Source organism: Paenibacillus sp. A3M_27_13, from assembly GCF_024213315.1.
Taxonomy (GTDB): domain Bacteria; phylum Bacillota; class Bacilli; order Paenibacillales; family Paenibacillaceae; genus Paenibacillus; species Paenibacillus polymyxa_B.
The window spans coordinates 249,957-274,013 of sequence record NZ_JANAVE010000004.1 but is presented as its reverse complement, the minus strand read 5'-3'; the positions used below and the strand labels follow the sequence as shown (position 1 = coordinate 274,013).

Annotated in this window: 22 protein-coding genes and 1 riboswitch; of the genes, 15 read left to right on the top strand and 7 right to left on the bottom strand. The window is 46.0% G+C overall.

The features are described from left to right. Positions 1 to 13: 13 nt before the first annotated feature. The 4 genes from NLX82_RS17525 to NLX82_RS17510 all read left to right on the top strand — a co-directional run bounded on the left by NLX82_RS17525 (position 14) and on the right by NLX82_RS17510 (position 1,656). Positions 14 to 358: a YkvA family protein gene (locus NLX82_RS17525; RefSeq protein ID WP_048481562.1), complete on the top strand. Its 345-nt coding sequence runs from the start codon at positions 14 to 16 to the stop codon at positions 356 to 358. Between the two features lie 28 nt (positions 359 to 386). Next, entirely contained in the window at positions 387 to 713 is a 327-nt protein-coding gene (locus NLX82_RS17520; RefSeq protein WP_023990166.1) for a hypothetical protein, read from the top strand. 18 nt (positions 714 to 731) lie between these two features. Then, positions 732 to 1,022 (top strand): hypothetical protein, encoded by a 291-nt coding sequence (locus tag NLX82_RS17515; RefSeq protein ID WP_013311821.1) that lies wholly within the window; start codon positions 732 to 734, stop codon positions 1,020 to 1,022. A gap of 313 nt (positions 1,023 to 1,335) precedes the next feature. Continuing rightward, positions 1,336 to 1,656, top strand: a complete 321-nt coding sequence (locus NLX82_RS17510) for a hypothetical protein (protein WP_023990165.1) — start codon at positions 1,336 to 1,338, stop codon at positions 1,654 to 1,656. A gap of 157 nt (positions 1,657 to 1,813) precedes the next feature. Here the strand turns inward: NLX82_RS17510 and NLX82_RS17505 are convergent, their stop codons facing one another. The 3 genes from NLX82_RS17505 to NLX82_RS17495 form a co-directional block, all read right to left on the bottom strand. Further along, positions 1,814 to 2,671, bottom strand: a complete 858-nt coding sequence (locus tag NLX82_RS17505) for a 1,4-dihydroxy-6-naphtoate synthase (protein ID WP_069080302.1) — start codon at positions 2,669 to 2,671, stop codon at positions 1,814 to 1,816. Beyond that, positions 2,672 to 3,334 carry a futalosine hydrolase gene (locus NLX82_RS17500; protein ID WP_069080303.1) on the bottom strand — a complete coding sequence of 221 codons (663 nt, stop codon included), beginning with the start codon at positions 3,332 to 3,334 and terminating at the stop codon, positions 2,672 to 2,674. Positions 3,335 to 3,534: 200 nt separating this feature from the next. Further along, positions 3,535 to 3,780, bottom strand: a complete 246-nt coding sequence (locus NLX82_RS17495) for a hypothetical protein (RefSeq protein WP_007431922.1) — start codon at positions 3,778 to 3,780, stop codon at positions 3,535 to 3,537. Positions 3,781 to 4,087: 307 nt separating this feature from the next. Between NLX82_RS17495 and ppk1 the strand changes: the two genes are divergently transcribed. Then, positions 4,088 to 6,196: a polyphosphate kinase 1 gene (ppk1, locus tag NLX82_RS17490; RefSeq protein WP_028541444.1), complete on the top strand. Its 2,109-nt coding sequence runs from the start codon at positions 4,088 to 4,090 to the stop codon at positions 6,194 to 6,196. On the opposite strand, the gene NLX82_RS17485 is transcribed toward ppk1, so the two are convergent. Next, entirely contained in the window at positions 6,156 to 7,691 is a 1,536-nt protein-coding gene (locus tag NLX82_RS17485) for a Ppx/GppA phosphatase family protein (protein ID WP_069080304.1), read from the bottom strand. The genes ppk1 and NLX82_RS17485 overlap by 41 nt on opposite strands. 218 nt (positions 7,692 to 7,909) lie before the next feature. Between NLX82_RS17485 and NLX82_RS17480 the strand changes: the two genes are divergently transcribed. After that, a complete protein-coding gene (locus NLX82_RS17480) occupies positions 7,910 to 8,566 on the top strand; it encodes a YheC/YheD family protein (protein WP_023990160.1) in 657 nt (218 codons plus the stop codon). A gap of 282 nt (positions 8,567 to 8,848) precedes the next feature. Further along, on the top strand, positions 8,849 to 8,992 hold the full coding sequence (gene sda / locus NLX82_RS17475; RefSeq protein ID WP_023990158.1) for a sporulation histidine kinase inhibitor Sda: 144 nt from the start codon (positions 8,849 to 8,851) through the stop codon (positions 8,990 to 8,992). Positions 8,993 to 9,152: 160 nt separating this feature from the next. On the opposite strand, the gene NLX82_RS17470 is transcribed toward sda, so the two are convergent. Beyond that, positions 9,153 to 10,157 (bottom strand): NAD(P)/FAD-dependent oxidoreductase, encoded by a 1,005-nt coding sequence (locus NLX82_RS17470; protein WP_068941838.1) that lies wholly within the window; start codon positions 10,155 to 10,157, stop codon positions 9,153 to 9,155. 238 nt (positions 10,158 to 10,395) lie between these two features. Between NLX82_RS17470 and NLX82_RS17465 the strand changes: the two genes are divergently transcribed. The 4 genes from NLX82_RS17465 (at position 10,396) to NLX82_RS17450 (ending at position 14,841) form a co-directional block, all read left to right on the top strand. Beyond that, positions 10,396 to 11,586 carry an NAD(P)/FAD-dependent oxidoreductase gene (locus NLX82_RS17465; protein WP_023990156.1) on the top strand — a complete coding sequence of 397 codons (1,191 nt, stop codon included), beginning with the start codon at positions 10,396 to 10,398 and terminating at the stop codon, positions 11,584 to 11,586. Between the two features lie 134 nt (positions 11,587 to 11,720). After that, a complete protein-coding gene (locus NLX82_RS17460) occupies positions 11,721 to 12,227 on the top strand; it encodes a MarR family winged helix-turn-helix transcriptional regulator (protein WP_069080305.1) in 507 nt (168 codons plus the stop codon). A 113-nt stretch (positions 12,228 to 12,340) separates the two neighbouring features. Next, positions 12,341 to 13,678, top strand: coding sequence for an HlyD family secretion protein (locus NLX82_RS17455; RefSeq protein ID WP_069080306.1), 1,338 nt, complete (start codon positions 12,341 to 12,343; stop codon positions 13,676 to 13,678). Next, complete coding sequence (locus NLX82_RS17450) at positions 13,675 to 14,841, top strand: ABC transporter permease (protein WP_068941833.1); 1,167 nt, start codon at positions 13,675 to 13,677, stop codon at positions 14,839 to 14,841. The genes NLX82_RS17455 and NLX82_RS17450 overlap by 4 nt, the downstream gene beginning before the upstream one ends. Positions 14,842 to 15,028: 187 nt before the next feature. Here the strand turns inward: NLX82_RS17450 and hemQ are convergent, their stop codons facing one another. Next, the gene (gene hemQ, locus NLX82_RS17445) at positions 15,029 to 15,808 is read right to left on the bottom strand and encodes a hydrogen peroxide-dependent heme synthase (RefSeq protein ID WP_023990152.1); all 780 of its coding nucleotides are present in this window, start codon (positions 15,806 to 15,808) and stop codon (positions 15,029 to 15,031) included. Between the two features lie 344 nt (positions 15,809 to 16,152). Between hemQ and NLX82_RS17440 the strand changes: the two genes are divergently transcribed. From NLX82_RS17440 to uvrC, 4 genes are all read left to right on the top strand, one after another. Next, positions 16,153 to 17,670: a replication initiation and membrane attachment family protein gene (locus NLX82_RS17440; protein ID WP_069080307.1), complete on the top strand. Its 1,518-nt coding sequence runs from the start codon at positions 16,153 to 16,155 to the stop codon at positions 17,668 to 17,670. Positions 17,671 to 17,918: 248 nt separating this feature from the next. Next, positions 17,919 to 18,866, top strand: coding sequence for a primosomal protein DnaI (gene dnaI / locus NLX82_RS17435; protein WP_254348689.1), 948 nt, complete (start codon positions 17,919 to 17,921; stop codon positions 18,864 to 18,866). 125 nt (positions 18,867 to 18,991) lie between these two features. Further along, positions 18,992 to 19,309 (top strand): thioredoxin, encoded by a 318-nt coding sequence (gene trxA / locus NLX82_RS17430; RefSeq protein WP_010347861.1) that lies wholly within the window; start codon positions 18,992 to 18,994, stop codon positions 19,307 to 19,309. Between the two features lie 160 nt (positions 19,310 to 19,469). Beyond that, on the top strand, positions 19,470 to 21,554 hold the full coding sequence (uvrC, locus tag NLX82_RS17425; protein WP_075154713.1) for an excinuclease ABC subunit UvrC: 2,085 nt from the start codon (positions 19,470 to 19,472) through the stop codon (positions 21,552 to 21,554). Here uvrC and NLX82_RS17420 read toward each other — a convergent pair. Continuing rightward, complete coding sequence (locus NLX82_RS17420; RefSeq protein ID WP_023990148.1) at positions 21,523 to 23,253, bottom strand: CPBP family intramembrane glutamic endopeptidase; 1,731 nt, start codon at positions 23,251 to 23,253, stop codon at positions 21,523 to 21,525. The two genes, uvrC and NLX82_RS17420, sit on opposite strands and share 32 nt — an antisense overlap. Positions 23,254 to 23,514: 261 nt before the next feature. Beyond that, positions 23,515 to 23,667: riboswitch (cyclic di-AMP (ydaO/yuaA leader) on the top strand. Positions 23,668 to 24,057 lie beyond the last annotated feature (390 nt).

Genomic DNA, 24,057 nt, shown 5'->3' with positions numbered 1-24,057 from the left:
AGAGGAGGAACCTATGAAGGATTTTGACGTAACCAAAGCCAAGTATGATCCAAAACAGGAAGAACAGGTGAAAAAGGGATTTTTCAACAAGGTAAAGTCCACGGCTGGAAAAGTTCCCTTTGTGAAGGATGCGGTGGCTATGTACTATTGTGCGATAGATCCTGAAACGCCTCTGTATGCCAAAGGGGTAGCATTCGGAGCCTTAGCGTATTTTATTTCTCCATTAGATGCTATATCAGATGTTATTCCAATGTTGGGTTTTACAGATGATGCGGGGATTGTGCTGGCAGCTTTGAAAGTGTTGGACATGCATATCAAGCCTGTCCATCGGGAGAAGGCGAGCGAATTTTTTTCTTAAGAGATGCAATGAGCGGGGGAGCTAAGGAATGGACAGATATACACCTACAGCGAGGGAACGCTGGCAGATGAAACAGAGTGAGCCACAGCCGCAGGGCTGGGTGCTCGCTCTATTTGGCTGGATTTTTGCAGGTTTGGGGTTCGTATTTAGTTTTTTTGTCGTTGGAGGCTTGTTGGGGATCATAGGTCTTGTTTTCGGAATTTTGACTAAAAAGATGGAACAAAGAGACACGCAGGGGATCTTCATTATCGTAATCAGCTCCGTAGCTATTGGCATCGGCCTATTGATTTTTATGATTTTTTTTGCACAAGGTTTTGTAGAAGGTCTGAGAGAAGGGTATAATGAGCATTATTAGGTCAGGGAGGTAACAGCATTGAGCGTCATTATTTCACAGCAGATCTCGGCAACGGGCGTGAAGGAATATACGAAGGTGATGAAAACATTTGATTCCCAGTTTACACCTTTGGTTGGACAGAAAATTAGGGATACGGCATTTGGCGATATGCAATATTACGATGTCGAGGACGTATTTATTGATCTAGCGGAGAATGAATATTGGGTAATTCTACCTGCCGTTTTGCTGCATTCTGATGATATTGAGGATATACGAGACGCTGTGCGTGAGTATCGTTCACACGGTTGGGAATGTACGAAACCTCTGTAAATGCATACCACTTAGGCATCTATACGGAAACGTCTTTCTTTTGCGAGATAGGCGTTTTTTTGTGTATTTGTGTATAAACTATTTCTAATGATTGGCATGAAAAGAAAGAATTTATGCTGAAAATGCGCAAATTGTATCATTTTTTATCATAAAACGACAAGTTGGGAAATGAAAACGGCCTTAATGTGTTATACTTAGTATATCAAAGGACAAGAGTCTAAAACGACCGGTAAGGCCCTTTCTTTGAAGAGCCTCTGAAAGGTTCAACGTTTATCCAAAATAAATGGTCAAAAGGAAAAGGGGAAATGCTAACGTGAGAGTGAATTTGAAATTTACTAACAAAGGGCAAGTTGCAGTTGAGAAGTTCAACAATGAGGAGCTTATCGAAATCTTTACCCGCTACATTAAAACGTTAAGCAAGAAGTATGATATCTCGGTTACCGTACCGGAGGATCTGAATGAGCAGATCTTGGAAGAGGGTACCGTGAAGGTCGTGTTGGATAAGATTAATTGTGACATGGACGCTTTTTTCAAGGAGCTGAGCCGGGATATCAAGGTGCCGCTGGTCAAAAGATTGGGTACCAAACTGGATAACGTATTTAAGACCGAGGTTGTGGAGCAGGAACAGAACTAAGAATAAGGATCAAGCGAGTCCGAATGAGGATTCGCCATATGAAATGATAAAACCTCCCGAATGGGGCGCCTGGCTAGGCCATGTGCTCGTTCGGGAGGTTTTATATGTTTAAACTACTCTATTCAGCATGAAAACATGCATGGCATGTCTGTCCCTTTTAACGTGTTGTTGTGGAAGTAGGGCGCAGTTGGGCTAAATCAAACGAAGGTACCAGCCCTGCCTGCGCAGCGCGACCAAGCAAAGCTTCGATGGCGGCATATCCGCTGTCGCCCAGATTGGCGGTAAAATCGTTTACGTAAAGGTCGATATGCGATTGGGCGACATCGGGTGAAAGTTCCTGCGCATGAGACAATACATATTCACGCGAAGCTTCAGGATGCTTCCAAGCATATTCGACAGAGGCGCGTATCCAGTTTGTGATCGCATCCAGATCCAGCGTACGGCGGGCAATGATAGCTCCGAGCGGGATCGGCAGCCCTGTATCTTCTTCCCACCAGTTCCCCAGATCGACTTGCTTACTAAGTCCGTAGGACGGATACGTGAACCGTGCTTCATGAATAACCAGTCCGGCATCTATCTCCCCGTCACGGACAGCAGGCATGATTTGGTCGAACGGCATCACGACGATCTCGCCGACACCCCCAGGCACATGCTTGGCTGCCCACAGGCGGAACAGCAGATAGGCAGTGGAACGTTCACTCGGAACGGCTACACGCTTGCCAGACAGGGCTTCCGGGCCTTCGATCGTGGAACCTTCCCTGGTCAGCACGAGCGGCCCACAACCCCGGCCCAGTGCGCCCCCGCAAGGCAACAGGGCATATTCATCTAGCACCCAAGGGAGTGCAGCATACGAAATTTTCATGATATCGAGTCCGTCTGGTGTGATCGCCAGATTGTTGGTGATGTCGATATCGGCAAATGTAATGTCCAGCGCGGGTGCGCCCGGAATCAATCCATGCGCCAGGGCATGGAAGACAAAAGTGTCGTTAGGACAAGGTGAAAAAGCAATTTGCATCTATATAACCTCCGTTAATGTAGAAAATGCGGCTTCCAACGCTTGCAAAGCCTCTTTGATCCGCCAGGCTACACGGTCACGTGGACCGACAGCATTGGAAATCGTACGGATTTCCATCGTCGGCAGTTCCAGCCTATTTGCCGCCACGGCTACGCCGTAGCCTTCCATCGCTTCGGCAGCGGCTCCGGGAACGCGCTTGGCCAGTCGTTCCGCTGTTGCCGCCGTACCGGTGGCCGTGGAGACGGTCAGGATCGGCCCCGCGACAGCTGTCTGTCCAACGGCACGCAACGCCTGAACGAATCGCTGCGCGGTGGCAACATTCACGGCAATTCGGCTTGAGCCGAAACCCAGCTCGTCCACGCTGCTGAAGCCCTCTGCCGTCTCGGCACCCAGGTCGGCGGCAATGATCGCGTCAGCAACAACGACGCTTTCCAGTTCAGCGACCTCCACGAAGCCGCCACCAATTCCGGCGCTGATAACCAGTCGGTAGTCACCAGCCGCCGCCAGTGCTAGCGCGGTTGAAGCCGCTGCGGACGGTGCGCCCACGCCAGCCAGCTCGACCACAAAACGGGTATCGCCTTTCAGGCCCCGCAGTACAGCTTCCCGTTCGCCTTCAACCGCGGTCATAACCAGGATGCGTCCATCTGATGTTGTATGCTCCATCGGTTGATTCCCCTTTAAATTTAGGTAATATGCTCCCTTATCATACTGCTTTTCGAAACGATGTTCAAAAAAAGTCGACAAAAAAAGCGCTCTGAGGCGCTTTTTGGAAAAACTGCAGGATTCAGCAGATATGAAAATCGGTAATTGTAACATAAAACAATTCTAATCTGGAAGAACAGCGCAGGCATAGCATATAATAATTATATCGGCTGATCCTTCGTGATTAACTGAAACATGGTAATATTGCGGTCATAATGGCTTGGGGTTCCATCTTGATTGCGCACCCGAATCATCTCGCTACTGAATAACTCGATATATCCACAGCCAATCTCACAGTATACACCTGTAGGGTCCTCTTGCCAGACCGAAACGAGGTGTTGAGATAGCGCCGCGGTGAAAAATTCGATGTTTTTTTGCAGTACGCGTGGCGTTTTCTTGGGTTCCATAACGTAAATCCTCCCTATATCATGCCATTTGAAAATCAGCAATTGAACGTGGCTTCTAAGTGGTTACTACACATCATAATGAACATAAACAACTGAAAAAGGAACGGTTCGTCAATCTACTCTATGAAACAGACGTAAACACTGTACCGCTTAATGCTATTTTTGTAAAGCATCCGATTGACCTTTTCAAACATCCAGTTTGTGTTTACACACATTTTACATTGCGTTTACACTGCTGTGATGCTAGTGCGTTTCATCTAATAGTACAATAAAGGGTAACTATACTGCATGAATTGATGGAGGCCATATGTTGATAGAGAGTCAGAATAAGGATAAAGCCGGGTCAGAACGTTACTTTAACCGAGATTTAAGCTGGATTGAATTTAATCGCCGTGTGCTTCAGGAAGCTCAGGATGCAGATACACCGTTGCTGGAGAGAGCCAAATTTTTGGCGATTGTATCTAGCAATTTGGATGAGTTTATGGCTGTTCGTGTTGCAGAAACGCGCGAGAAGATCAAGGCGGGTTTTATGCAAAAGGATTTTACGGGATATACCCCCTCCGGTTTGTACAAACGCCTGATCAAGCGTACCGTCTCAATGGTATCGGAACAATACCGGACCTATCGTGATATTTCTCGCCTCTTGACGAAAAAGGGTCTTTTACTGTTCGAATATGAAGACTTAAATACGACACAGCGCAAGTCGCTGGATGCATATTTTCATGAAATTATATTTCCGGTGCTCACGCCGATGGCGGTCGATCAGAGCCGTCCTTTTCCACTCGTTCACAATAAATACGTATATTTAGCGGTCGTCTTGAGACGTCCCGGAGATACGGAGGAGGATAAACCACTTTTTGCCATTGTGCAGGTGCCTTCGAATATTCCACGTGTTGTTACGGTGCCTTTGCGGTCGAACAGCAAGAAGAAATCATTTATTTTAATTGAGGAACTAATCAAGCATCACATTCAAACGCTGTTCACCGGATATGTTCCGGAGGCGGTTCATGCCTTTCGTGTTACGCGTAACTCCGATTTGTCCATTAATGAAGAAGAGATCGAAGATTTGCTCGAAGAGATTGAAAAAGAGCTGCGTCGAAGACGACGGGGGGCGCCGGTAAGACTGGAAGTAGAAAAAGGGATTCATCCCTATGCCCTGATGGAGCTTCAACGCGAATTCAAGCTGTTCGATCATGTGTTTGAGATGGACGGGCCGTTGGATCTGACGTTTTTGTCGTCTTTTGCCGATCATTTGGAGGGGTATTCGCATTTGAAATTTCCGGCAATCAAACCACTGTATCCGGAAGAACTGCCCCCGCAAGAGGATATTTTCAACGTGCTTCGCAAACGGGACGTGCTCGTGTACCATCCGTATGAATCATTCGATGCGGTAACTGATTTTATCATTGAGGCATCAGAGGACCCGGATGTGATGGCAATCAAAATGACCCTGTACCGTGTCAACGGGGAATCGAAGCTGATTCCGGCATTGGCACGTGCGGCCGAATCGGGCAAGCAGGTAACGGTGGTGGTGGAGCTGAAAGCCCGTTTTGACGAGGAACGTAATATTGCCTGGGCGCGTACGCTTGAAAAAGCAGGCTGTCACGTAGTGTATGGGCTGGTTGGCTTGAAGACGCACGCCAAAATCATTCTTGTCATACGCCATGAGCGCAACGCACTCAAACGATATGTGCACGTAGGCACAGGCAATTATAATGAAAGCACGGCGCGCGTGTATACAGATATCGGATTGTTTACGTCGGATCCGGTACTTGGCGAGGATGCCTCCGAACTGTTTAATGAAATTACGGGATTCTCTGCGCTCAAGACTTTGCAAGCTTTTACGGTGGCTCCAACGGGAATGAAGAACAAGCTGTTTGAACTCATCCGTAGGGAAGCTGAGCAAGCATTGGCAGGTAAGCCCGCCCGGATTATTGCCAAGATCAACTCCTTATCCAATCAGGAGATGATCGATGAACTATATGCGGCTTCCCAAGCAGGTGTGAAGATTGATCTTATCATTAGAGGGGTCTGCTGTTTGCGTCCGGGTGTGGAAGGATTCAGCGAGAACATACGTGTCATCAGTATTGTAGACCGCTTCCTGGAACATTCCAGATTGTTTTATTTTGAAAATGGAGGCAATTCCGAGTTGTTTCTGTCCAGTGCGGATTGGATGACGCGAAATTTGACCCGCCGAATTGAACTGATGTGCCCGATTTATGATGACGGGATCAAAGAAATGCTGGCAGATATTCTGCATTTATCGTTAAGAGATAATGTGAAGGCACGCCAGCTTATGCCTAACGGCAGCTATCAATTTGTGTCCAGAAACGACAAAGAGGCTCCCATCAGGAGCCAATCTGAAGCGATGAAGGTTAGAAATTGGAAGAAGGTAGAATGGACCACGACAATGTAAGATTCCATGCCTTTTGGAAATCCTTGGCAACTGATTCCAGCTCCCGTTGTTCTAATATGGGTTCACTCTTGCTTTCCAGACGAAGATGCAGTGCATCATCCCCTGTAGTGGGATTGATGCTGCTAATCATTCCGGACTCACTCCGATCCATGCCAATCGCGAGCTGGAGCAGCGAGCCGAGCCGATGTACACGTTCCTCGTCGGAAGGCTCCAAAATATCCGCATGTGTGCGTAGCAAACGGGGTGTCCGGTTCTTGGGATGGTAATCCGCGATCAACGCGGCTAGTACCGTTTCCCTATGGGATAAACCGCCAATGCCTGCATGTAAGATCCAGAATACGGAATTCTGGCGGAAATGATAGTAATTCAAGGCAGCTCCCGTTTTGTAAAGAGTTGCTGCGGTCAGTAACAAGCGTTTGTCCATAGCAGCTGAGGTTCCGCTAGCTAATGTGTCATAGAGCCGGACGGCGTACTCGTTAACTCGCTTGACATGCGCTTCGCTAACCGGGACAGCAAACGAAAGGATATTGCGAATGGATGTGATAAGCGGATTAGCTACCACGGGCTGTTCAGCGTTGACCAGCTCATGAAATAGGCCGTCTCGCAGACCCGCTCCACTGACCAAATACGCGGAGCCTTGAGCAGCTTCAAATATCGTTTTCAATATAATAAGACCCGGTACAATGATGTCGGCTCTGTCCTTGGACAGGCCGGCTGTTTTTTTGCGTTTTTCATAGGGCAGATGGGGCAGACTTCCATAGAAGTAATTGACATCTTCTATCGTCATTTCGTAATGGTGCGTCACAGGAAGTGAGTAATCCAATCGTTTCTGATTGATTTTAGCCAAAGTACGCAGGGTTCCACCTAGCCCGATGAATGGCAGACCCGGATTGGAGAAGATCCAATCATGATTTTGCAGGGAAGAACGGACAAAGCTCTCCATTTCCTCAATCTGCTGAGGAGACCATTCGCCATTCTTGACCTCACGTCCAAAGCGCCAATTCATATTGACGGCGCCAAAGGGAAATGACACAGTATGCAGTCGTTCTCGATCGCGGAACAACGTAATTTCGGTACTGCCACCCCCGATGTCAATAATGATTCCGTCACTCACATTCATAGTGTTCACTACTCCCAGAAAACCGGCATAGCCTTCTTGCTCTCCGCTCAGTATTTCCAGTGTTAAATTTGTCTCCTCCGCGATCCATTGGACGATTTCGTCCGAATTCGTGGCATTGCGGATGGCTGCTGTTGCTGCTGCACGCATACGGACAACCCCGTGCATATGGCATACCGCCATAAATTGGCGCAGCAATGGAGCGATGCTTCGAATCGCCTCTCGTTCCATACGGCCGTTGGCCCCAACCTTTTCGCTCAGTCGGGCAGCTTCTTTGCATTCCTGCACAATTCGATAGGCTCCTGTCTCTGTCATTTCATAGATCACCAGACGTATGGAGTTTGAGCCAATGTCCATGATGCCAATTTTGCTATTCATGAGTTGACCTCCTTGTTGAAAAAAACGATTTGCCGGTAATTTCCGCTGCTCCGTGCAAATGGTAGTAGATTATTGTCATTGTACCAGTGATGTTCGGTGCATGCTACCGTTCGCCATGATCTTGTCGAAATAGACACATGCCACCGACAATCATCCAAGAATAGAACCTTCCTGTTGAGTATGTATAAGTATACCTGACGGCGAAAGGAGAGGGTTAGATGAGACAACTTGCAAGCAAATGGCTAAAGACGAAGGCGCTGCTGCACCATCCACATACCGCCGTTTATATACCGGAAACCTGTCTATATAGTGAAGATCAATTGCGCATGATGCTGCGGCGGCATGCTTTTGTATTTATAAAACCTGTAAAAGGAGGCGGAGGAATCGGAGTCATGCGTGTGGCAAAGGAGCGTAGAGGATACGCCTGTACGCGTATGGAGCATACACATCGGTTCAGTCATTTTAGAGCACTTGTATTCGGAATCAATAAGCTCCGAATCCAACGTCCATATCTCATTCAACAAGGCATCCAACTGGCAAGTATTCAAGGTAGACCTGTCGACTATCGAGTCAAAGTCGTGAAGGAAGGGCAGAGATGGGATTTTCGTGCGGTGGTTGCACGTCATGCTCGTCCCGGACTGGTCATTACAAATCTGTGCAAAGGGGGAACTTTGCTGAAGGGAACAGAGGCGCTTCGGATGATATATCCCCGGCGGCTTGCTATTCAAAAGCGGCGAGAAATCATTCAACTTACACAGCGCTGTATTCCTGTACTGGAAAGAAGATTTCCTGGGATCGGACAACTGGGATTTGATTACGGGCTTGATCAGAGTGGACGGGTATGGATTTTAGAGGTTAATACAAGACCTCAATAAATTTCTGATTTCTTTAAAAAAATTCCAATATAATCTATTAACAAGACGCTAAATATAATATATTTATATAAATAATAAAAATATTTTTTTTGTGTTCGAGCGTCAAAATTCTGTGTATAAATATTGTCCACATTATCCCCTGTCACATATATGGGTTAACGACACTTACCAACAATTTATACACAGGATTTCCACAATTGACTGTGGATAACAGAACGCTTGTTCCGATTTTGGTATTTTGATAGAATAGATTTTGAAATAAAAGGAAAGGTTGTGTCGAGGATGGCTATGCTGACGGATGAAATGCTTTTGGATTCCTATCAGATGGCAATCGAGCTTAAACTTGAATGTGACTTCATTGCACTGTTGCTGGCTGAGATTCACAAAAGAAAGTTAGAGATGAATACAGCCGTAGTCCTTCATTAGACCGGACAAGCTCTCGTACTGCGACTGTGAAGTCATTCAGGGTTCGGATGACTTTACGGACAATCACTGCAACGAATAGGCACACCGTAAAAAAGGGTATTTCACTCCAAAGATTCAAATTTGGAGTAAAATACCCTTTTTTGTCATAGTCTAAACTAGACTACAATTTCATGTTACTGCTGTGACCAGGAGATAACTTGGCATCTGGATCTACATAGACCTTGGCGTTGTTGACTGCCGTAGGAGCTTCACCAAAGCCGACCGCAATCAGCTTGAGCTTGCCTGGATAGGTCGTAATGTCCCCAGCGGCGAAAATGCCGGGAATATTAGTTTCCTGGCGAGAATCGACCACGATAGAGTTACTTTCGATTTCAATTCCCCATTCAGCAATCGGGCCAAGTGTGGATACAAATCCAAAGTTAACGATCACATCGTCCACTTCGATTTCCTGTGTTTCTTTGGTTTTTACATGAGCAAGAGTGACTTTCGTAATTGTGTCTTCTCCATGCAATTCTGTAATTTCCGTTGGTGTAATAACGTTTACTTTGGAAGCGAGGAGGTTTTCGACACTGTGTTCATGCGCACGGAATTTGTCACGGCGGTGAATCAATGTAACCTGTTCTGCAATCGGTTCCAGCATAAGTGCCCAGTCTACAGCAGAGTCACCACCACCGCTAATTAGCACTTTTCGGCCTGCAAATTTGCTCAGGTCGCTGACAAAGTAATGCAGGTTCGTTTTTTCAAAACGTTCGGCACCTGGAAGCTCCAGTCTGCGCGGCTCGAAAGCACCCACACCAGCGGTAATAATAACCGCTTTACCATGATACTCGCCACCTTTGTCTGTTTTTACGATGAAGTGGCGTTCTTCCTTTTTCTCTAATGATACGACTTTCTCTTCTAGCTGCACCTCTGGATTAAAGTGGTTCATTTGTTGAACCAAATTGTTAACCAGTTCCTGTGCAGTCACTTTAGGAAAGCCAGCGACGTCATAGATATATTTTTCAGGATAAAGGGCTGCAAGCTGGCCGCCCAGTTGGGGCATACTTTCAATTAAGGTGACGGATGCCTGACGCATTCCTCCGTAAAAAGCGGCGAAAATACCGGCTGGACCGCCTCCGATAATAATCAGATCGCGGATCTCCGCACCTGTAGATTGATCTGTCACTCTAAAAACACCTCCGAAAGGGATAGTATGGGATTTGTAGATATTGAATCAGCCGCATAGAGGTTCAGATAGCCGCCGAACGCATGATTCACTGTTTATCATTATAAACTGCTGGGTTCCGCTTGCAAAGTTAAAGCGATTAATATTTGATGAAGACTTTTCTGTGAGTATAAATTAACCGTTTTGAGAGAACAGCTTTGAATAATTAATGATTATGTATATCGGAAGGGGTAGAAGCATGAGCAGTATTCCCAAAATTGTCATTGTGGGCGCCGGATATGGCGGTATATTGACGGCTCAGCAATTGCAAAAGGAGCTCAAGCACAATGAGGCGGATGTCACACTGATCAATCGACATGATTACCACTATATTACGACACATCTTCATATGCCTGCGGCAGGTACGGATACGATTGAGCATTCAAGGATTCCGATTGCCCAGCTAATCGATGAGTTCAAGGTGGATTTAGTCAAAGGAACGGTTAAGGAAATCATACCGAAGGAGAAAAAAATCGTGCTGGAGGATGGATCACTCTCCTATGACTATTTGGTCATTGGATTAGGCGGCGAGCCAGAAACATTCGGTATTCCGGGAATGGATAAGTTCGCGCTGACGATTCGCAGTATTAACTCGGTTCGCCTGATTCGTGAGCATATTGAATACCAGCTGGCCCTGTATAAAAATGACGGTAAACCAGGTCGCCTCAATTTCGTCGTAGGAGGCGCTGGTTTTAGCGGCATTGAGTTTGTAGCAGAATTGGCGGATCGATTGCCACAGCTGGCCAGAGCCTATGACATCGATTTTAACCGGATTCAAATCATTAACGTCGAGGCAGCTCCTACGGCGCTGCCAGGGTTCGATCCTGAGCTGGTGGAGTATGCGATGAACGTCCTTAAGCATAAAGGGGTCACCTTCCGCATTGGAATTCCGATTAAGGAATGCTTGCAGGATGGTGTAATCGTTGGTGAGGGGGAGAAAATCGAAGCGTGCACGGTGGTCTGGACGGGAGGGATCCGTGGGAACGGATTAATCGAGAAAGCCGGATTCGAAGTGATGCGCGGAAGGGTGAAAATCGACGATTTTCTGCGTGCACCGGGCCACGATGATATTTTTATTATCGGGGACAGCTCCCTGATGTTTAATCCTGAAGGACGCCCTTATCCACCGACTGCCCAAATTGCGATGCAGCAAGGGGTTCTTTGTGCCAAGAATCTGGCCGCTACTCTTCGCAAAAAGGAGCTGCACAAGTTCATATTTTCCAACAAAGGGACGGTTGCTTCTCTTGGAAAAGGGGAAGCCGTCGCCGTGGTGGGCAAACGCAAAATAAAAGGTTGGGTGGCCGCACAATTGAAAAAAATTGTGGATCTCCGCTATCTGTTCATCATTGGCGGAATTCCACTGGTACTGAAAAAAGGACGGTTTTTCTAAGGCCAAAAGGTTTCCATGACTCCTCTAAAGGAGCTTGGAGACCTTTTTTATTTAGGTGAACAAAAAAAGATATTGACTCATAACTATTAGACGACGTATAGTATGATTACTAATTACAGAGGGGGAGCTTCACATTGAATTCTGATTTTAACATCAATGCTGATCCCAGGAAAATAAATTTATTGACTGAAAAGTTTCCAAATGTGGATTCCCGATCGTTGAATACGTTAGTACTTTTCGTGCAGACAGCTCACGAGGTGTACAATGGGGTGTCTTCCAGACTGTCTGAGTATGGGGTATCTATTGGAAATCTTAAAATTCTAATGCCTTTGTATTTGTATGACCGTTCATTAACTCCGTCCGAGTTGGCTGAGTATTCCGGAGTTACACGTTCAACAGTAACCAGCGTAATTGACAAGCTGGAACGGGACGGGATCATCCGAAGAAGTACGCTAACGGATCGACGTATGACCGCGATTTCTTTGACTGATGAAGGAAAACAGTTAATGACGGAAAGAATTCCACTGTTCATTCAGCTTTTTTCGGATTTGATGAATGAATTTACGCAGGAGGATCATGATCTTTTTGCAACACTCTTACAGAAGCTTTCCTCAGGTGTTGAACGGATAAAACAGGAATAATCAAATTTCCCGGCTTAAATAGTTAGACGTCGTACTATCAGGCTCCTTATTTGTTTTTGACTATTATTTTTAACTATCATTGGCTAAATCATCATGAAGGAGAGTTTATTGTAATGAACAAAAAGATCATCGTGTACGTTTTACTTGTTGTCGCGTTAGGTACCGGGGGTACGCTAATGGCAATGAGCGGCAAGGATGCTGTGAGTATGGCAGCCCAACAAAAAAATACACTGCTTACGGCAGATACCGTGAATGTTGCTTTTCAGGGCGTAGGGGGAAGAGTAAACACGATTGAGGTGAAGGAAGAACAACAGGTGAAAAAAGGGGATGTGCTCATGACCCTCGATCCTGTAGACCTTGATTTGCAAATTGAGAAATTAAAAACGGATATCGCACAGGCTGATGTGAAAATAAAACAGGCTAAAGACGGGTTGCAAAATCAGTCGGAGAAAATTTCGAATTCAGAAAAACAGGGGCAATTGGACATTCAAGCCGCGCAAGCGGGAGAGTCCTTATTAAACCAAGGCACACGTGCGGAGGATATTGTAAGACAAAAGCTGGCTATTGAAGCAGCACAGCAATCGTTGGACGCAGCTCTGACAGGAGTAGAGACAGCCAAAAGAAATGCGGAAATCGCACAAAAAACAGTATCATCCAGACAACAGGCTCTGGACTTGGCTAAAGTGAATTACAACCGTATCAAAGCGTTATATGATGCCGGAGCTGGAACCAAAGCAGAACTGGATAACGCCAAAAACCAACTGGATAATGCCCAAATCGCGTTAGATACAGCTAAGGATCAGGTTGAAATTGCCAATAACCAGATTACAGCGGCTAGCAAACAATCGGACATTGCTAAAAATGGGATCGCTCAGCAGCAAACCGCTTTGGATAAAATGGAGGCTGGCGCGACTGCTGAGGAACGCCAGCAGGCTCGTATCAAAACAGAAAAAGCCAAGGAAGCCTTGACTCAAACCTCGCAAACACGAAAAGATGTTAAGAATAGCGAATACAATGTGGATCTTCTGGCTCAACAAAAGCAGGCATTGAGTGTTCAACTCAAAACTTTGGAATTGCAGCGCGGACGTATGGTGCTGAAGGCATCTACAGATGGTAAGGTGGCACGTATTGTACCTAAAATGGGAGAGATCGTTTCTACGGGGGCAACGGGCGCCGTTATTGAAACCAATCAGCTATACTACGATATTTATGTGGGCGAGGATTCCATATCACAGTTTAAAGCTGGGGGAAATGTGACTTCGCACGTTGTAGCTTTAGATAAAGATGTCCAAGGCAAGGTGAGGTACATTACTTCTGCCCCTCAGTATACCAACATGAGAATGAGTCGGGACAAAGGTCTGTCGGATATCAGCTCCTTCCAAATACGGGTGGATGTCCAGCGAACATCTGAATTATTACCTGGAATGACGGTAGAGGTTGTGACGAAATGAAGGCGTTTATAGAAGAATGGAAGCTGATGATCAGCGGCAAAATGGTTTTTATTATGCTGCTCGTTCCTATCGTTGTAGCTGTTGCCTTTGGATTTGTTTTTAAAAATAATCAGCTTAACGATGCCTCTGTAGCTGTAGTCGATTTAGATCATAGCAGTTATAGCCGACAGCTTATTAATAAATTAGATGCATCGCAGTATATTGATGTACGCCATGTGCAAGAGAACGAAACCGATCCGAATTTACTTTTATATAATGAAAAGTTTTTTGCGGTGATTTACCTTCCAGCTGGGTTGGAGGAAAATAGGATTAAAGGAGTTCAGAGCAACATCGGTTTTTATGTAGATAATACGGTAGGTCAGGCTACTGGAAATCTACGCTCGGCAGTCACAGAGATCATGGCGACGGAAAATGCGATGCTGGCTGGTGGTGGATTAAAGGGTATGGGAATGAGTGACAGTCAGGTTACAGGGCTTACTTCCAATATGCTGCTTCAGCAGCGCCTGTTATATAATCCTACCAATGCTACTTTGATGACCTCGGTTATGGGGTTCATTAATACGGTCATGATTTCACTGATTGGTGCTACTGTACTGACAATTGTCCCGCGATTGCGGGAGCAAGGAAGATTAAAAGAGGAGCTTCAGCATTCGTATAGCTTGATTCTTAGGGTGTTGCCGTATGCGTTAGTAGGATGTGTGTCCTTTTACCTGTCCATTGGTTTGCTCAAGCAAATTGGCGGACTACGCTTTGAAGCGAATGTATGGCAGCTCAGTATTCCATTTCTCCTGTACACGATTACGTTGGGTTTGTTTGCGATGGCTTTAGGGTGGAATGCGGCCAATCCTGGAAAAGCTTCCCCACGCCTCATGCTAATTATACTGCCTTCGTTTTTACTGAGCGGCGCTCAATTGCCAGTGGCTATGCTGCCTCCATCGCTGCAATATATAAGTAACATTCTCCCATTGACCTGGCATTTCAAGTTTTTAAGAGGTATGGGCTTTAAAGGTGGAAGCTTAAAATATTTTATTCCCGAATTGGGGGGATTTTTGATCTTACTAAGTGGTTTGCTGCTTATTATCTTTATCCTGATCGCTTTGGAGAAAAGAAAGCTGGCGAAAAGTGAGGATACATCCGTAGGGGGCGAGCCTGTGCTGCAATAATCGGAGATATCATTCCTTGGTTATGACCTGGCAATCATAAAGAATACGATTTAATCAGGCACCCGTGAGGGGCCTTTTCTCTTCTATTATAGCTTTAGGTCTTATAAAAAAGGATTCCGTCGTCCCGAAAGTGGGAGTTCGCGGAATCCTTGATTGTATGTTGCGACATAGTTCCGACGCTTATGGTTTACAGCTTCAACATGTCTTCAAATGTCTCTTCATTTAACACACTGCCGACATAGAAGGAGCCGAATTCACCGTAACGGGCACTGACTTCATCAAAACGCATTTCGTAGATTAGCTTCTTGAACTGAAGTGCGTCATCGGAGAACAGTGTTACGCCCCATTCCCAATCGTCAAAGCCGACGGAACCGGAAATAATTTGCTTTACTTTGCCAGCATAGCTGCGTCCAATTAAACCGTGGCTGCGCATCAAGGTGCGACGCTCGTCCATCGAAAGCATATACCAGTTGTCGTCCAGGTCACGTTTTTTGTTCATTGGATAGAAACAAATATAACGGGCCTTGTTTAATACAGGCTTCAAGCGTGCGACGATTTGTGGATTTTGCATTGGATCTTCATCTTTGCTCAAATAATTACTTAGTTCCACCACACTCACATAAGAATAGGTTTTGGTTGTATATTTGGCGAAGGTTGTTTTGTTAAAATCATTTTCCAGTTTATTGAGGTCTTCCAGCGTTTCGCGCAGGTGCATCATGACAAAATCAGCCTTTTGTCCGACAACAGTATAGACAGCTGAACTGCCCAGACCCGCTTCCTCGGTAACGTTCCATTCCTTCATAAACTCTTGAAGCTCGTCCAGTGCTCCGGCGCGCTCTTCATCGTCTGCGGTCTTCCATGCTGTCCAGTTGATGGACCGGAAATCGTGAAGCGCATACCAGCCTTCCAGTGTGGAGGCTACTTCGTTGGGAGTTGCTGGGGTTTGTTGAGGTTGATGTTGACTCACGATCTACACTCCTTTACGTCTGTAAATGATAATCAGCTTAGCCGAAATATGTGTACTTCCTTATATCATTCCTGTATCCAATACGTGATGCTTAACCATTATATTGTAGCTCAAAGTAAAGCTTTTCACCAATGAAAGAAGTGTGAAGAATTTTATTTTTACCATGATACAGGTCACAAAGTCTTAAAATAGTTAGTATTCTCGAAAAAAGTAGAAGTCAGACGAATACGGCTGCCAAAAAGGAGAACAATTGCCCTTATTTTGTTGGTCCCACGAGAAGGCAAGTATGATAGAATAGAAAAACATCTTGGAGACCGTTATGTCAGGAAAGGAAGAATGTTGGAATGCGGATGAAAAACCTGCTGCACTATACTGAGAACCACCGCTACTGCGTTTATCGGGAATTTGGCTTGAGCGCACTGGATGAATTGATGCTGGGAAGCGTCTATCAGCCGATGGTAGGCGCATTTGCGGTCAGTCTGTATCGACTGTTGTTCCAGCATGTGCCAGTCGGACAAATCGGTTATTCGCCGTTGGAACAGCAGCGTCGCCTTTTTCTGACACTGGGACTGGAGCCGAGTGAGAAGGGACGCAAGTATTTGATTGAACAGACCTCCAAGCTGGAGGCCGTCGGTCTGTTACAGACGTCCAGGCTGTATGCACCCGAAACGGACGACTATATGTATGAATATGAGATGCAGCCGCCGCTCGCACCTGCTGAATTTTTCAGAACGCAGCATCTCACCCTTTTGTTGAGAGACAAAATCGGTAAGTTTGCAGTGCTTTCTCTGAGAGAATCGTTGTGGAGTAGGGAATCTAGCGAATGGTCGCAATCTTCCTATAATAAAGAAAATATTTCGATTCCTTTCTACGAGTTATTTGAATTGAATACCCATGTTATAGATTACGAACTGGAACAGGCGCTGTCCGAGGTGTCCACTAGCCGTCAGACTGGACCACTAGCGTCAGAATCGGAGGAAGCATTGAATTATGCAGATATTATTCTCCGTTTTCCGCGTGAATCTGCCAATCGCAAGCACGTGGAGCGTCTCCGGTTTGAACACGAGCAGTTAGGCATGGTCAATTACGTTGTTCGCAAATTTGACCTTTCTGTACAGGATATTAGTCGCTTGCTGGATGAGGATGGTATTTTTACCGAAGCAGGCGACTTGTTGCTTGACGAGCTTCAGCTTCGGGCTAGTCAGCACTCCAGACAGGATCGGAAGCGTCAGGAGGAACAGCAGGTACAGGCCGCCAAAGTGGTCGCCTTGCGCCAAAGAGAAGCTTCCACACCTGAAGAGCCGCCTGCAGAACAGGCTGTGGAAATGGAATTTTATGTGGAGGTTCCACCACAATTCACAGCCAAGTGTGACATTCACCAATATAATATGATGTTGCGCAACGAGCCTTATCGCCGTTTGCTGCAAACCTTTTTCCCCGGCACGGTTCCCGGTAACCTGCTGGATATATTTGAGAAAATTGATATCAGCTATAAGCTGCCCGGTGAAGTCATCAATGTGCTGATCCATTATTTGATGTCACTGCTCGTATCGGGGAGCGATCAGCGAATTAACCGAAACTTTGTCGAGGCCGTTGCTTCCAACATGCTGCTTAAGCAGGTAAACACTTACGAAAAAGCCGTTCAATATATAAGGGATCAAGCCAAGGTAAAAGGAAAACAGTCCTCTGCTTCTCCTTCCGGCGGCCGATCCCGCGCATATGCCAAAAATAACGGGCCAGCCAAGCCATCCATTCCAATCGTTCAGGATCACCCTTCCGAGGAGTCTGTATCTGAGGAAGAATTGGATGAACTGATGCGTCTGGCCGAACGAATGCAATCCGGAAAACAGAAAAAAGTCTAGTGGATTTTAGGTTTTATAAAACTATTAAGCGAAGCCAATTCAAATAGATGTCGACTTTATGCCGGTCAGTAGCGGAGCGGATGGAATCGTTCTGGAGAAGCGATAGCGTTCGCCTTTGCCACCGGATTTTCACCTTTAAATTTCTATTACGATAGAAAAAATCTGGTGGCAACAGCGATCGTAAGAATGATCCATCCGCGAAGCGTCTCCCCCCATAACTCTGCACATTTTAGAAAGGAGGAGCGTTCTTGGAATCACTGGGCGATTTGCTACAGCAGATGCAGAACCCTTCGTTTCGCCAGCGCACTCGCAATGTAGCCGATCAAGTTCTAAATGATCCGCTCGTGCAGGAGTTTTGTGCTGCGCATCCTGATGTGGACGAAACACAATTGCGACTCAACATGAGCATGCTCTTTCAGTATGCCCGGAATCGTCGAAATTGCGACAATTGTCCGGGGCTGGAACGGTGTCCTAACGATTTTCAGGGCCACTTTTGTAAGCTGGGCGTGGAATATCCGAATGGAACAGCCGAAATCGTGGACATTCGGACCCCATGTGCGAAGTTGGTTGCTTCCCAACATGAACAACGGGTGCGTCAGAGAATTAAAAGCTTTTATGTGGATGAACGGGCACTTCTGGAGGGATATAACGCTCTTGAGATTGCGCGCAAAGATTCACAACGTATGCCTGCCGTCACACAGCTATTCCGTTACATTGAAGAAACGAAAAGTCAGGGTCTATCCAAAAAAGGACTGTATCTGGAAGGTACGTTTGGTACGGGTAAAACTTTTTTGATGGGCTATCTATTGCACGAGCTGGCTCTGTCGGGTCTGAACGGTGTGATCGTGTATATGCCTGATTTTGTGGAGGACTTAAAGTCCATGATTCAGGATGGACAGAAGCTGAAGGAAACGACCGAAATGCTCAAAAATTGTGATCTGCTCGTATTTGACGATATTGGTGCCGAAAATTTAAGCCCGTGGGTACGGGACCATGTGATGGGTTCCATTTTGAATTACCGAATGAACCGCAAACCTACTTTTTATACTTCCAATTATTCGTTGCAGGGGCTGGAGAAGCATCTCAGCTTTACGAGCAAGGACGGAGAGGAAATGTACAAAGGACAACGCTTGATGGACCGGATTCGTCCTTTTGTAGATGTCATTACCGTAAAGGGAAAAAATCAGCGGGGGTAAGCGTTTATCCGTCTGCTATTTTGATATCTTACAATTAAAAGACTATTGTGATATAATTAAAAGGTGTCGAAACAGACATTACAGGTTATAATAATCTTGACTTTTCTATAAAGGAGGAACATACAATGGCAATTGTTAACGTGTCCGATCAATCCTTCAACGCAGAAGTCGAAGGCACAGGAACCGTTTTGGTTGATTTTTGGGCGCCATGGTGCGGTCCTTGCAAAATGATCGCTCCCATTCTGGAGGATCTGTCCACAGAAGTTGGCGACAGCGTCAAAATCGCGAAGGTGAACGTGGATGAAAATCCAGAGTCTGCTTCCCGTTTCGGCGTGATGAGTATTCCTACCCTGATCGTTTTCAAAGACGGACAGCCTGTTGATAAAGTGGTAGGTCTGAACTCCAAAGAAGCGCTGAAAAGCATGCTTACTAAACACCAATAATCATCGCATGTGACCCATGCTCCCGCGGGGGCTTGGTGGAGCGGCCATGAAAGGTCAATGCCTCCGGTTGTAAATACCGGGGGCGTTTTTGTGTATTATTCCTATATATTATAAGTAGTTAGTTGAGTAATCATTAAGAATGGAAGGAGGAACCGGGCGAATGAAACCTTATGCGGAGGACTTGCAAAATCAGGAGAAGGCGCTGGAGAACATACGGCACAAATTAGCGTTACTGCCGGATGCATCAGGCTGTTACCTGATGAAGAATAGCGAAGGCACCATTATTTATGTCGGCAAGGCCAAAGTGTTGAAAAACCGGGTCCGTTCCTATTTTACAGGTAGCCATAACGGCAAGACGCAGCGACTGGTTTCCGATATCCGTGATTTTGAATATATCGTTACAGGCAGTAATATGGAGGCGCTCATTTTGGAGTGCAACCTCATTAAAAAGTACCAGCCGCGCTATAACGTGCTATTGAAGGATGATAAAACCTTTCCGTATTTGAAAATTACGAACGAGGCACACCCTAAGCTGGAGGTGACCCGTCGCGTTCTGAAAGATAAAGCAAAATATTTTGGACCGTACCCCAATTCCTACGCGGCACATCAGACGAAGAAGCTGCTGGATCGTATGTATCCGTTACGCAAGTGTGGTGTGATGCCCAAGGAAGTGTGCCTGTATTATCACATGCATCAATGTTTGGGGCCTTGTGTGAAAGAGGTGAAGAAGGAAACGTATGAGCAGATTGGTCAGGAGATTGGTTCCTTTTTGAGCGGGGGACATGAGGAAATTAAAAAGGATCTTCAGCGTAAAATGCAGGAGGCCGCAGAGGAATTGTATTTTGAGCGGGCCAAGGAGCTGCGAGATCAGATTATCAGCATCGACGCGATGATGGAAAAGCAGAAAATCACCACATCGGATGCGAAAGATCGAGATGTATTCGGTTTTTCAGTAGATAAGGGCTGGATGTGTGTACAAATCCTATATGTCCGCAAAGGTAAAATGATCGAGCGCCATATGTCGACTTTTCCTTTCTACGGTGAGGCTTACAGTGATTTTATGTCCTATGTGACGCAATATTATAGTGACAACCCAGCAGTGCCGCAGGAAATATTGCTGCCGGATTCTCCTAAGATGATGCAGGCGGAACAGGTCAATGTCGATCAACCGGTTGCGGCAGAAACTGCACTTCACAGTGCACCTACAGCCGATGCTACCGGACAGACAGATGACAAAGCGATACAAACGGAGACAGAGCATTCTGCTGACTCATTGCTGGTGGCTGAAGAACGAGCAGCTTATGCAGCAGCAACGAATCAAGGTCAAGTTGGTGACCAAGATGCAGAGATAAAGGAAACAGAAACCCAACTATCCGGTGGACTGGAGGACCCAGCTACGGCGGCTCTCGCTCTGGCTGAATGGTTGGATGTTAAGGTACTTGTACCGCAGCGTGGACTGAAAAAGCAAATGACAGGCATGGCGACGGAAAATGCACGTGTTGCTTTGGATGAGAAGTTTAAGCTGATCGAGCGGGATGAGGAACGGACATCCAAAGCTGCAAGCAATCTCGGACGTGCCATTGGGCTGGATAGCTTGCACCGGGTGGAGGCGTTTGATAACTCCAACATCCAGGGTTCCGATCCAGTCTCCGCCATGATCGTGTTTATTGATGGCAAGCCTGCCAAGAAGGAGTATCGAAAATATAAGATCCGTTCTGTGCAGGGACCCGATGATTATGAAACGATGCGTGAGGTTATTCGGCGTAGATATGAACGTGTGCTTAAGGAAAATCTGGAACGTCCCGACTTGATCGTTGTGGATGGTGGACGTGGACAAATTAAGGCGGCGACCGATGTACTGCAAAATGAGCTGGGTTTGTTCATTCCTGTGTGTGGTCTGGTGAAGGATGCCAAACATAGAACTTCCCAACTATTAGTGGGAGAGTCCTCTGAGGCCGTGACACTTGCACGCAATAGCGAAGAATTTTATCTGCTGCAACGGATTCAGGACGAGGTTCACCGTTTTGCCATCACGTTCCACCGCGAGCAACGCGGCAAATCTATGGTGACTTCTCGGTTGGACTCTATTCCAGGCATCGGCGAGAAACGGCGTAAGTTACTGCTCAAGCATTTTGGATCACTCAAAAAAATAAGAGAGGCCAGCGTTGAAGAATTCCGGCCTCTCTCTATTGGGGATAAGCTTGCGCGTCAGATTATAGCTGCCCTTCGGGAGGAGGAGTCGTAGAATACGGCTCCTCTTTTTTAATAGGTTCAAACATAATTCGATTTGGCTTTTTAGGACTAAACCAATAAATGATGTAACCCACAATGGCTGGAAGTAAGATCCAGAATAGACCAGCGCTCACATTCACAGTGTCTCCCAGACTCATTACACTAAGCCCCATTAGAATGCTGTCAAAAATAACGTGGCTGAACATGGCGGCAATAAAACCGTAACGCAGGAACACAAAACTGAACAGCAAGCCAAGAAAAGTCAGCTCAATAGGTCTGGAAATCACCGGATAGATTGGATAAAGTGTATGTCCCAGTGCCCAAATCAGCGTGGTGATCAGACAAGCAACAAAAGTGTTTTTCACTATTTTTTTGACCATCGGAATACCAAACAGACGGTAGACAGTCTCTTCTCCAATACCTGCCATCCAGGCCATAATCGGCAGTAACCATGGATAAGCCATATTGTAAGGGGATTGCGTGGCATCTGTTGTGGAGAATGTATTAAATGTGCGCTCCAGTATAAAGAATAAGATGGATTGTACCCCGAGTAAAATAAAGGCCCACAAGTAGCCAACATACATACTGCGAAGCACATACAGCCCGTAGCCCGGCTCTTTCGCACGCGGCCATGCATTCAGTCCAACCTGACGCATAAGCCCGTCACCGCCGACCAAGGAGAAGTAGAGCGCTACTGCCATGAAGAAGGTAACACCAATCTGGAACACCATAAGAAATATAAGCATGCCCTTACCGCCTGCTTCTGCTTGCAATAAAGGCAGCATGTTCATTGTCCCAGCTATACTTGCAATAAAGTATATAACGGACAGAACAATGCCGCGTACAAATGAAGTATGTCGTCGGGTGAGTGACGCATACACAATGGCAAGAACACCCAGCACAAAGCTAAATAGGGCATAACCCGCATAGGTCATCCAATTCGCCCAAAATGTTTGCTTTTCGATATAATCGGTATAGGACGACGGGGCCGAAAAGCTTTGAGAGAAGGAGCGAACATCACCGTCTTCGAAAGTAAAAGCCAATGTAAGTACCGAGGCGCCGATTTTTTTATCGTCTACGGTATACTTTAATCCACCTTCTTTTTCAGTGGTGGCGAGCTTCAAGTCCGACGGCTTAAAACCAAAGCGCTTAACCCATACTGCGGCCGCCTGCTCCTTGGCTTCAAGCGTCATGCCGTCCTCAGCTACACGTATAAGCCTGTTACGTGCTTCTTCATCCGTAGAAATATCAGCCTGTGTGTAATTGGTACTGGAGGTGATCCGTTTAAAGCTAACGACCTTCCCAGTGGATAAATCCACATGAATTTGCAGTTTGCTTTTCGCTGAGGATTCAGGCAGATCAACCCGAAAGGTTTCGTAAGGGTAATTTTTCTTCCATGTACGGTCGTACTGTTGAAGCAGTTTTTCTCTAGATAAATAACCGTACAAATCTGTTTCGGCCTGATAGGTCACGACAGGCTCCTCTGGCTGTGATTCAGTATAGCCCAACTCGGAGCGGGCAAAGTCCAATGCGTGTATGACCGCTTCTTGTTTGCTGATGACCTTTGCGTTCATTACTGATTCTGGACTCGGATTACTAAGCGAGGGAATAAGCAATTGAAAGATAAAAAAGCAAATCAGGCCAATCCCGCCCAGCAAGCCTAATTTTTTGAAGTTGGCCGTGAGCACGACCGGTTTCCCGATAGGATTCATGAGTTTCCTCCTTAATCTGTAAATAAGAACATCCATTAAAGATATCATACTGCACAGGTTCCCGCCAACAGACCAGCGATATTCATGAAAATAGAGTGAAAGCACTTTAAAGTTCCAATAAAATAAGATAAGCTGCGATTAAACGATGCCCATTCGCAAAATAAAGCCAATTTCACGTTTTTTCGGCGAAATCGGTTTTGTGATCTGGATATAGAAGGATTATAATCTTGAGGCAATGCCTATAAAATACATAGGTAATGATATACAGTTGAGCCGAATTTCTATGAGAAAACGGGGGAACCATGTTACTGGGGTGAATTTTACAGCCGATCCTGCTGGATTGGATGTGTAAATAGGGCATACTGTGCTGCCCGAATCCGTCAGCTAACCTCGTAGGCTATGAGCAGGAACCAAGTCAGGCACTCGGTTTTCCGGTGTCTATTTTTGTGCGTATAAAAGTGTTTGGATTGGTTAGACCGCTGCGGGTGCAGATTATTCTTCCGATTGCTGTTATCCCCGGATTTTTTGATTGTATAACCCCTTTAATGGTTAAAATCCGGAGATAAAGGCAAACGCTTCGCTTCTTCAGAACAATTCTGCTTCCTTCGCTGCTGCCCGCCAATAGCACAGGGGGCAGAGTAGTGCTTGACATGCATTCTTCCTGTATTCAGGGAATGCTAATTATAGTTACTAAAGGTTTGGAAAAATCAAAAAAATTAGGGGCAACGACGATCGGAAGATCAAATGGAACGCGTAGCGGGCTTACACCGTATTAAATCACTGTTTTTATAGTTTTAAGGATTA

What these genes read in the sequence shown, in the direction of transcription:
- NLX82_RS17525 (WP_048481562.1), top strand. Translation starts at nt 14, where the DNA reads ATGAAGGATTTTGACGTAACCAAAGCCAAGTATGATCCAAAACAGGAA.
- NLX82_RS17520 (WP_023990166.1), top strand. Translation starts at nt 387, where the DNA reads ATGGACAGATATACACCTACAGCGAGGGAACGCTGGCAGATGAAACAG.
- NLX82_RS17505 (WP_069080302.1), bottom strand. Translation starts at nt 2,671, where the DNA reads ATGCAAATTGCTTTTTCACCTTGTCCTAACGACACTTTTGTCTTCCAT.
- NLX82_RS17500 (WP_069080303.1), bottom strand. Translation starts at nt 3,334, where the DNA reads ATGGAGCATACAACATCAGATGGACGCATCCTGGTTATGACCGCGGTT.
- NLX82_RS17495 (WP_007431922.1), bottom strand. Translation starts at nt 3,780, where the DNA reads ATGGAACCCAAGAAAACGCCACGCGTACTGCAAAAAAACATCGAATTT.
- ppk1 (WP_028541444.1), top strand. Translation starts at nt 4,088, where the DNA reads ATGTTGATAGAGAGTCAGAATAAGGATAAAGCCGGGTCAGAACGTTAC.
- NLX82_RS17485 (WP_069080304.1), bottom strand. Translation starts at nt 7,691, where the DNA reads ATGAATAGCAAAATTGGCATCATGGACATTGGCTCAAACTCCATACGT.
- NLX82_RS17480 (WP_023990160.1), top strand. Translation starts at nt 7,910, where the DNA reads ATGAGACAACTTGCAAGCAAATGGCTAAAGACGAAGGCGCTGCTGCAC.
- sda (WP_023990158.1), top strand. Translation starts at nt 8,849, where the DNA reads ATGGCTATGCTGACGGATGAAATGCTTTTGGATTCCTATCAGATGGCA.
- NLX82_RS17465 (WP_023990156.1), top strand. Translation starts at nt 10,396, where the DNA reads ATGAGCAGTATTCCCAAAATTGTCATTGTGGGCGCCGGATATGGCGGT.
- NLX82_RS17455 (WP_069080306.1), top strand. Translation starts at nt 12,341, where the DNA reads ATGAACAAAAAGATCATCGTGTACGTTTTACTTGTTGTCGCGTTAGGT.
- NLX82_RS17450 (WP_068941833.1), top strand. Translation starts at nt 13,675, where the DNA reads ATGAAGGCGTTTATAGAAGAATGGAAGCTGATGATCAGCGGCAAAATG.
- NLX82_RS17440 (WP_069080307.1), top strand. Translation starts at nt 16,153, where the DNA reads ATGCGGATGAAAAACCTGCTGCACTATACTGAGAACCACCGCTACTGC.
- trxA (WP_010347861.1), top strand. Translation starts at nt 18,992, where the DNA reads ATGGCAATTGTTAACGTGTCCGATCAATCCTTCAACGCAGAAGTCGAA.
- uvrC (WP_075154713.1), top strand. Translation starts at nt 19,470, where the DNA reads ATGAAACCTTATGCGGAGGACTTGCAAAATCAGGAGAAGGCGCTGGAG.
- NLX82_RS17420 (WP_023990148.1), bottom strand. Translation starts at nt 23,253, where the DNA reads ATGAATCCTATCGGGAAACCGGTCGTGCTCACGGCCAACTTCAAAAAA.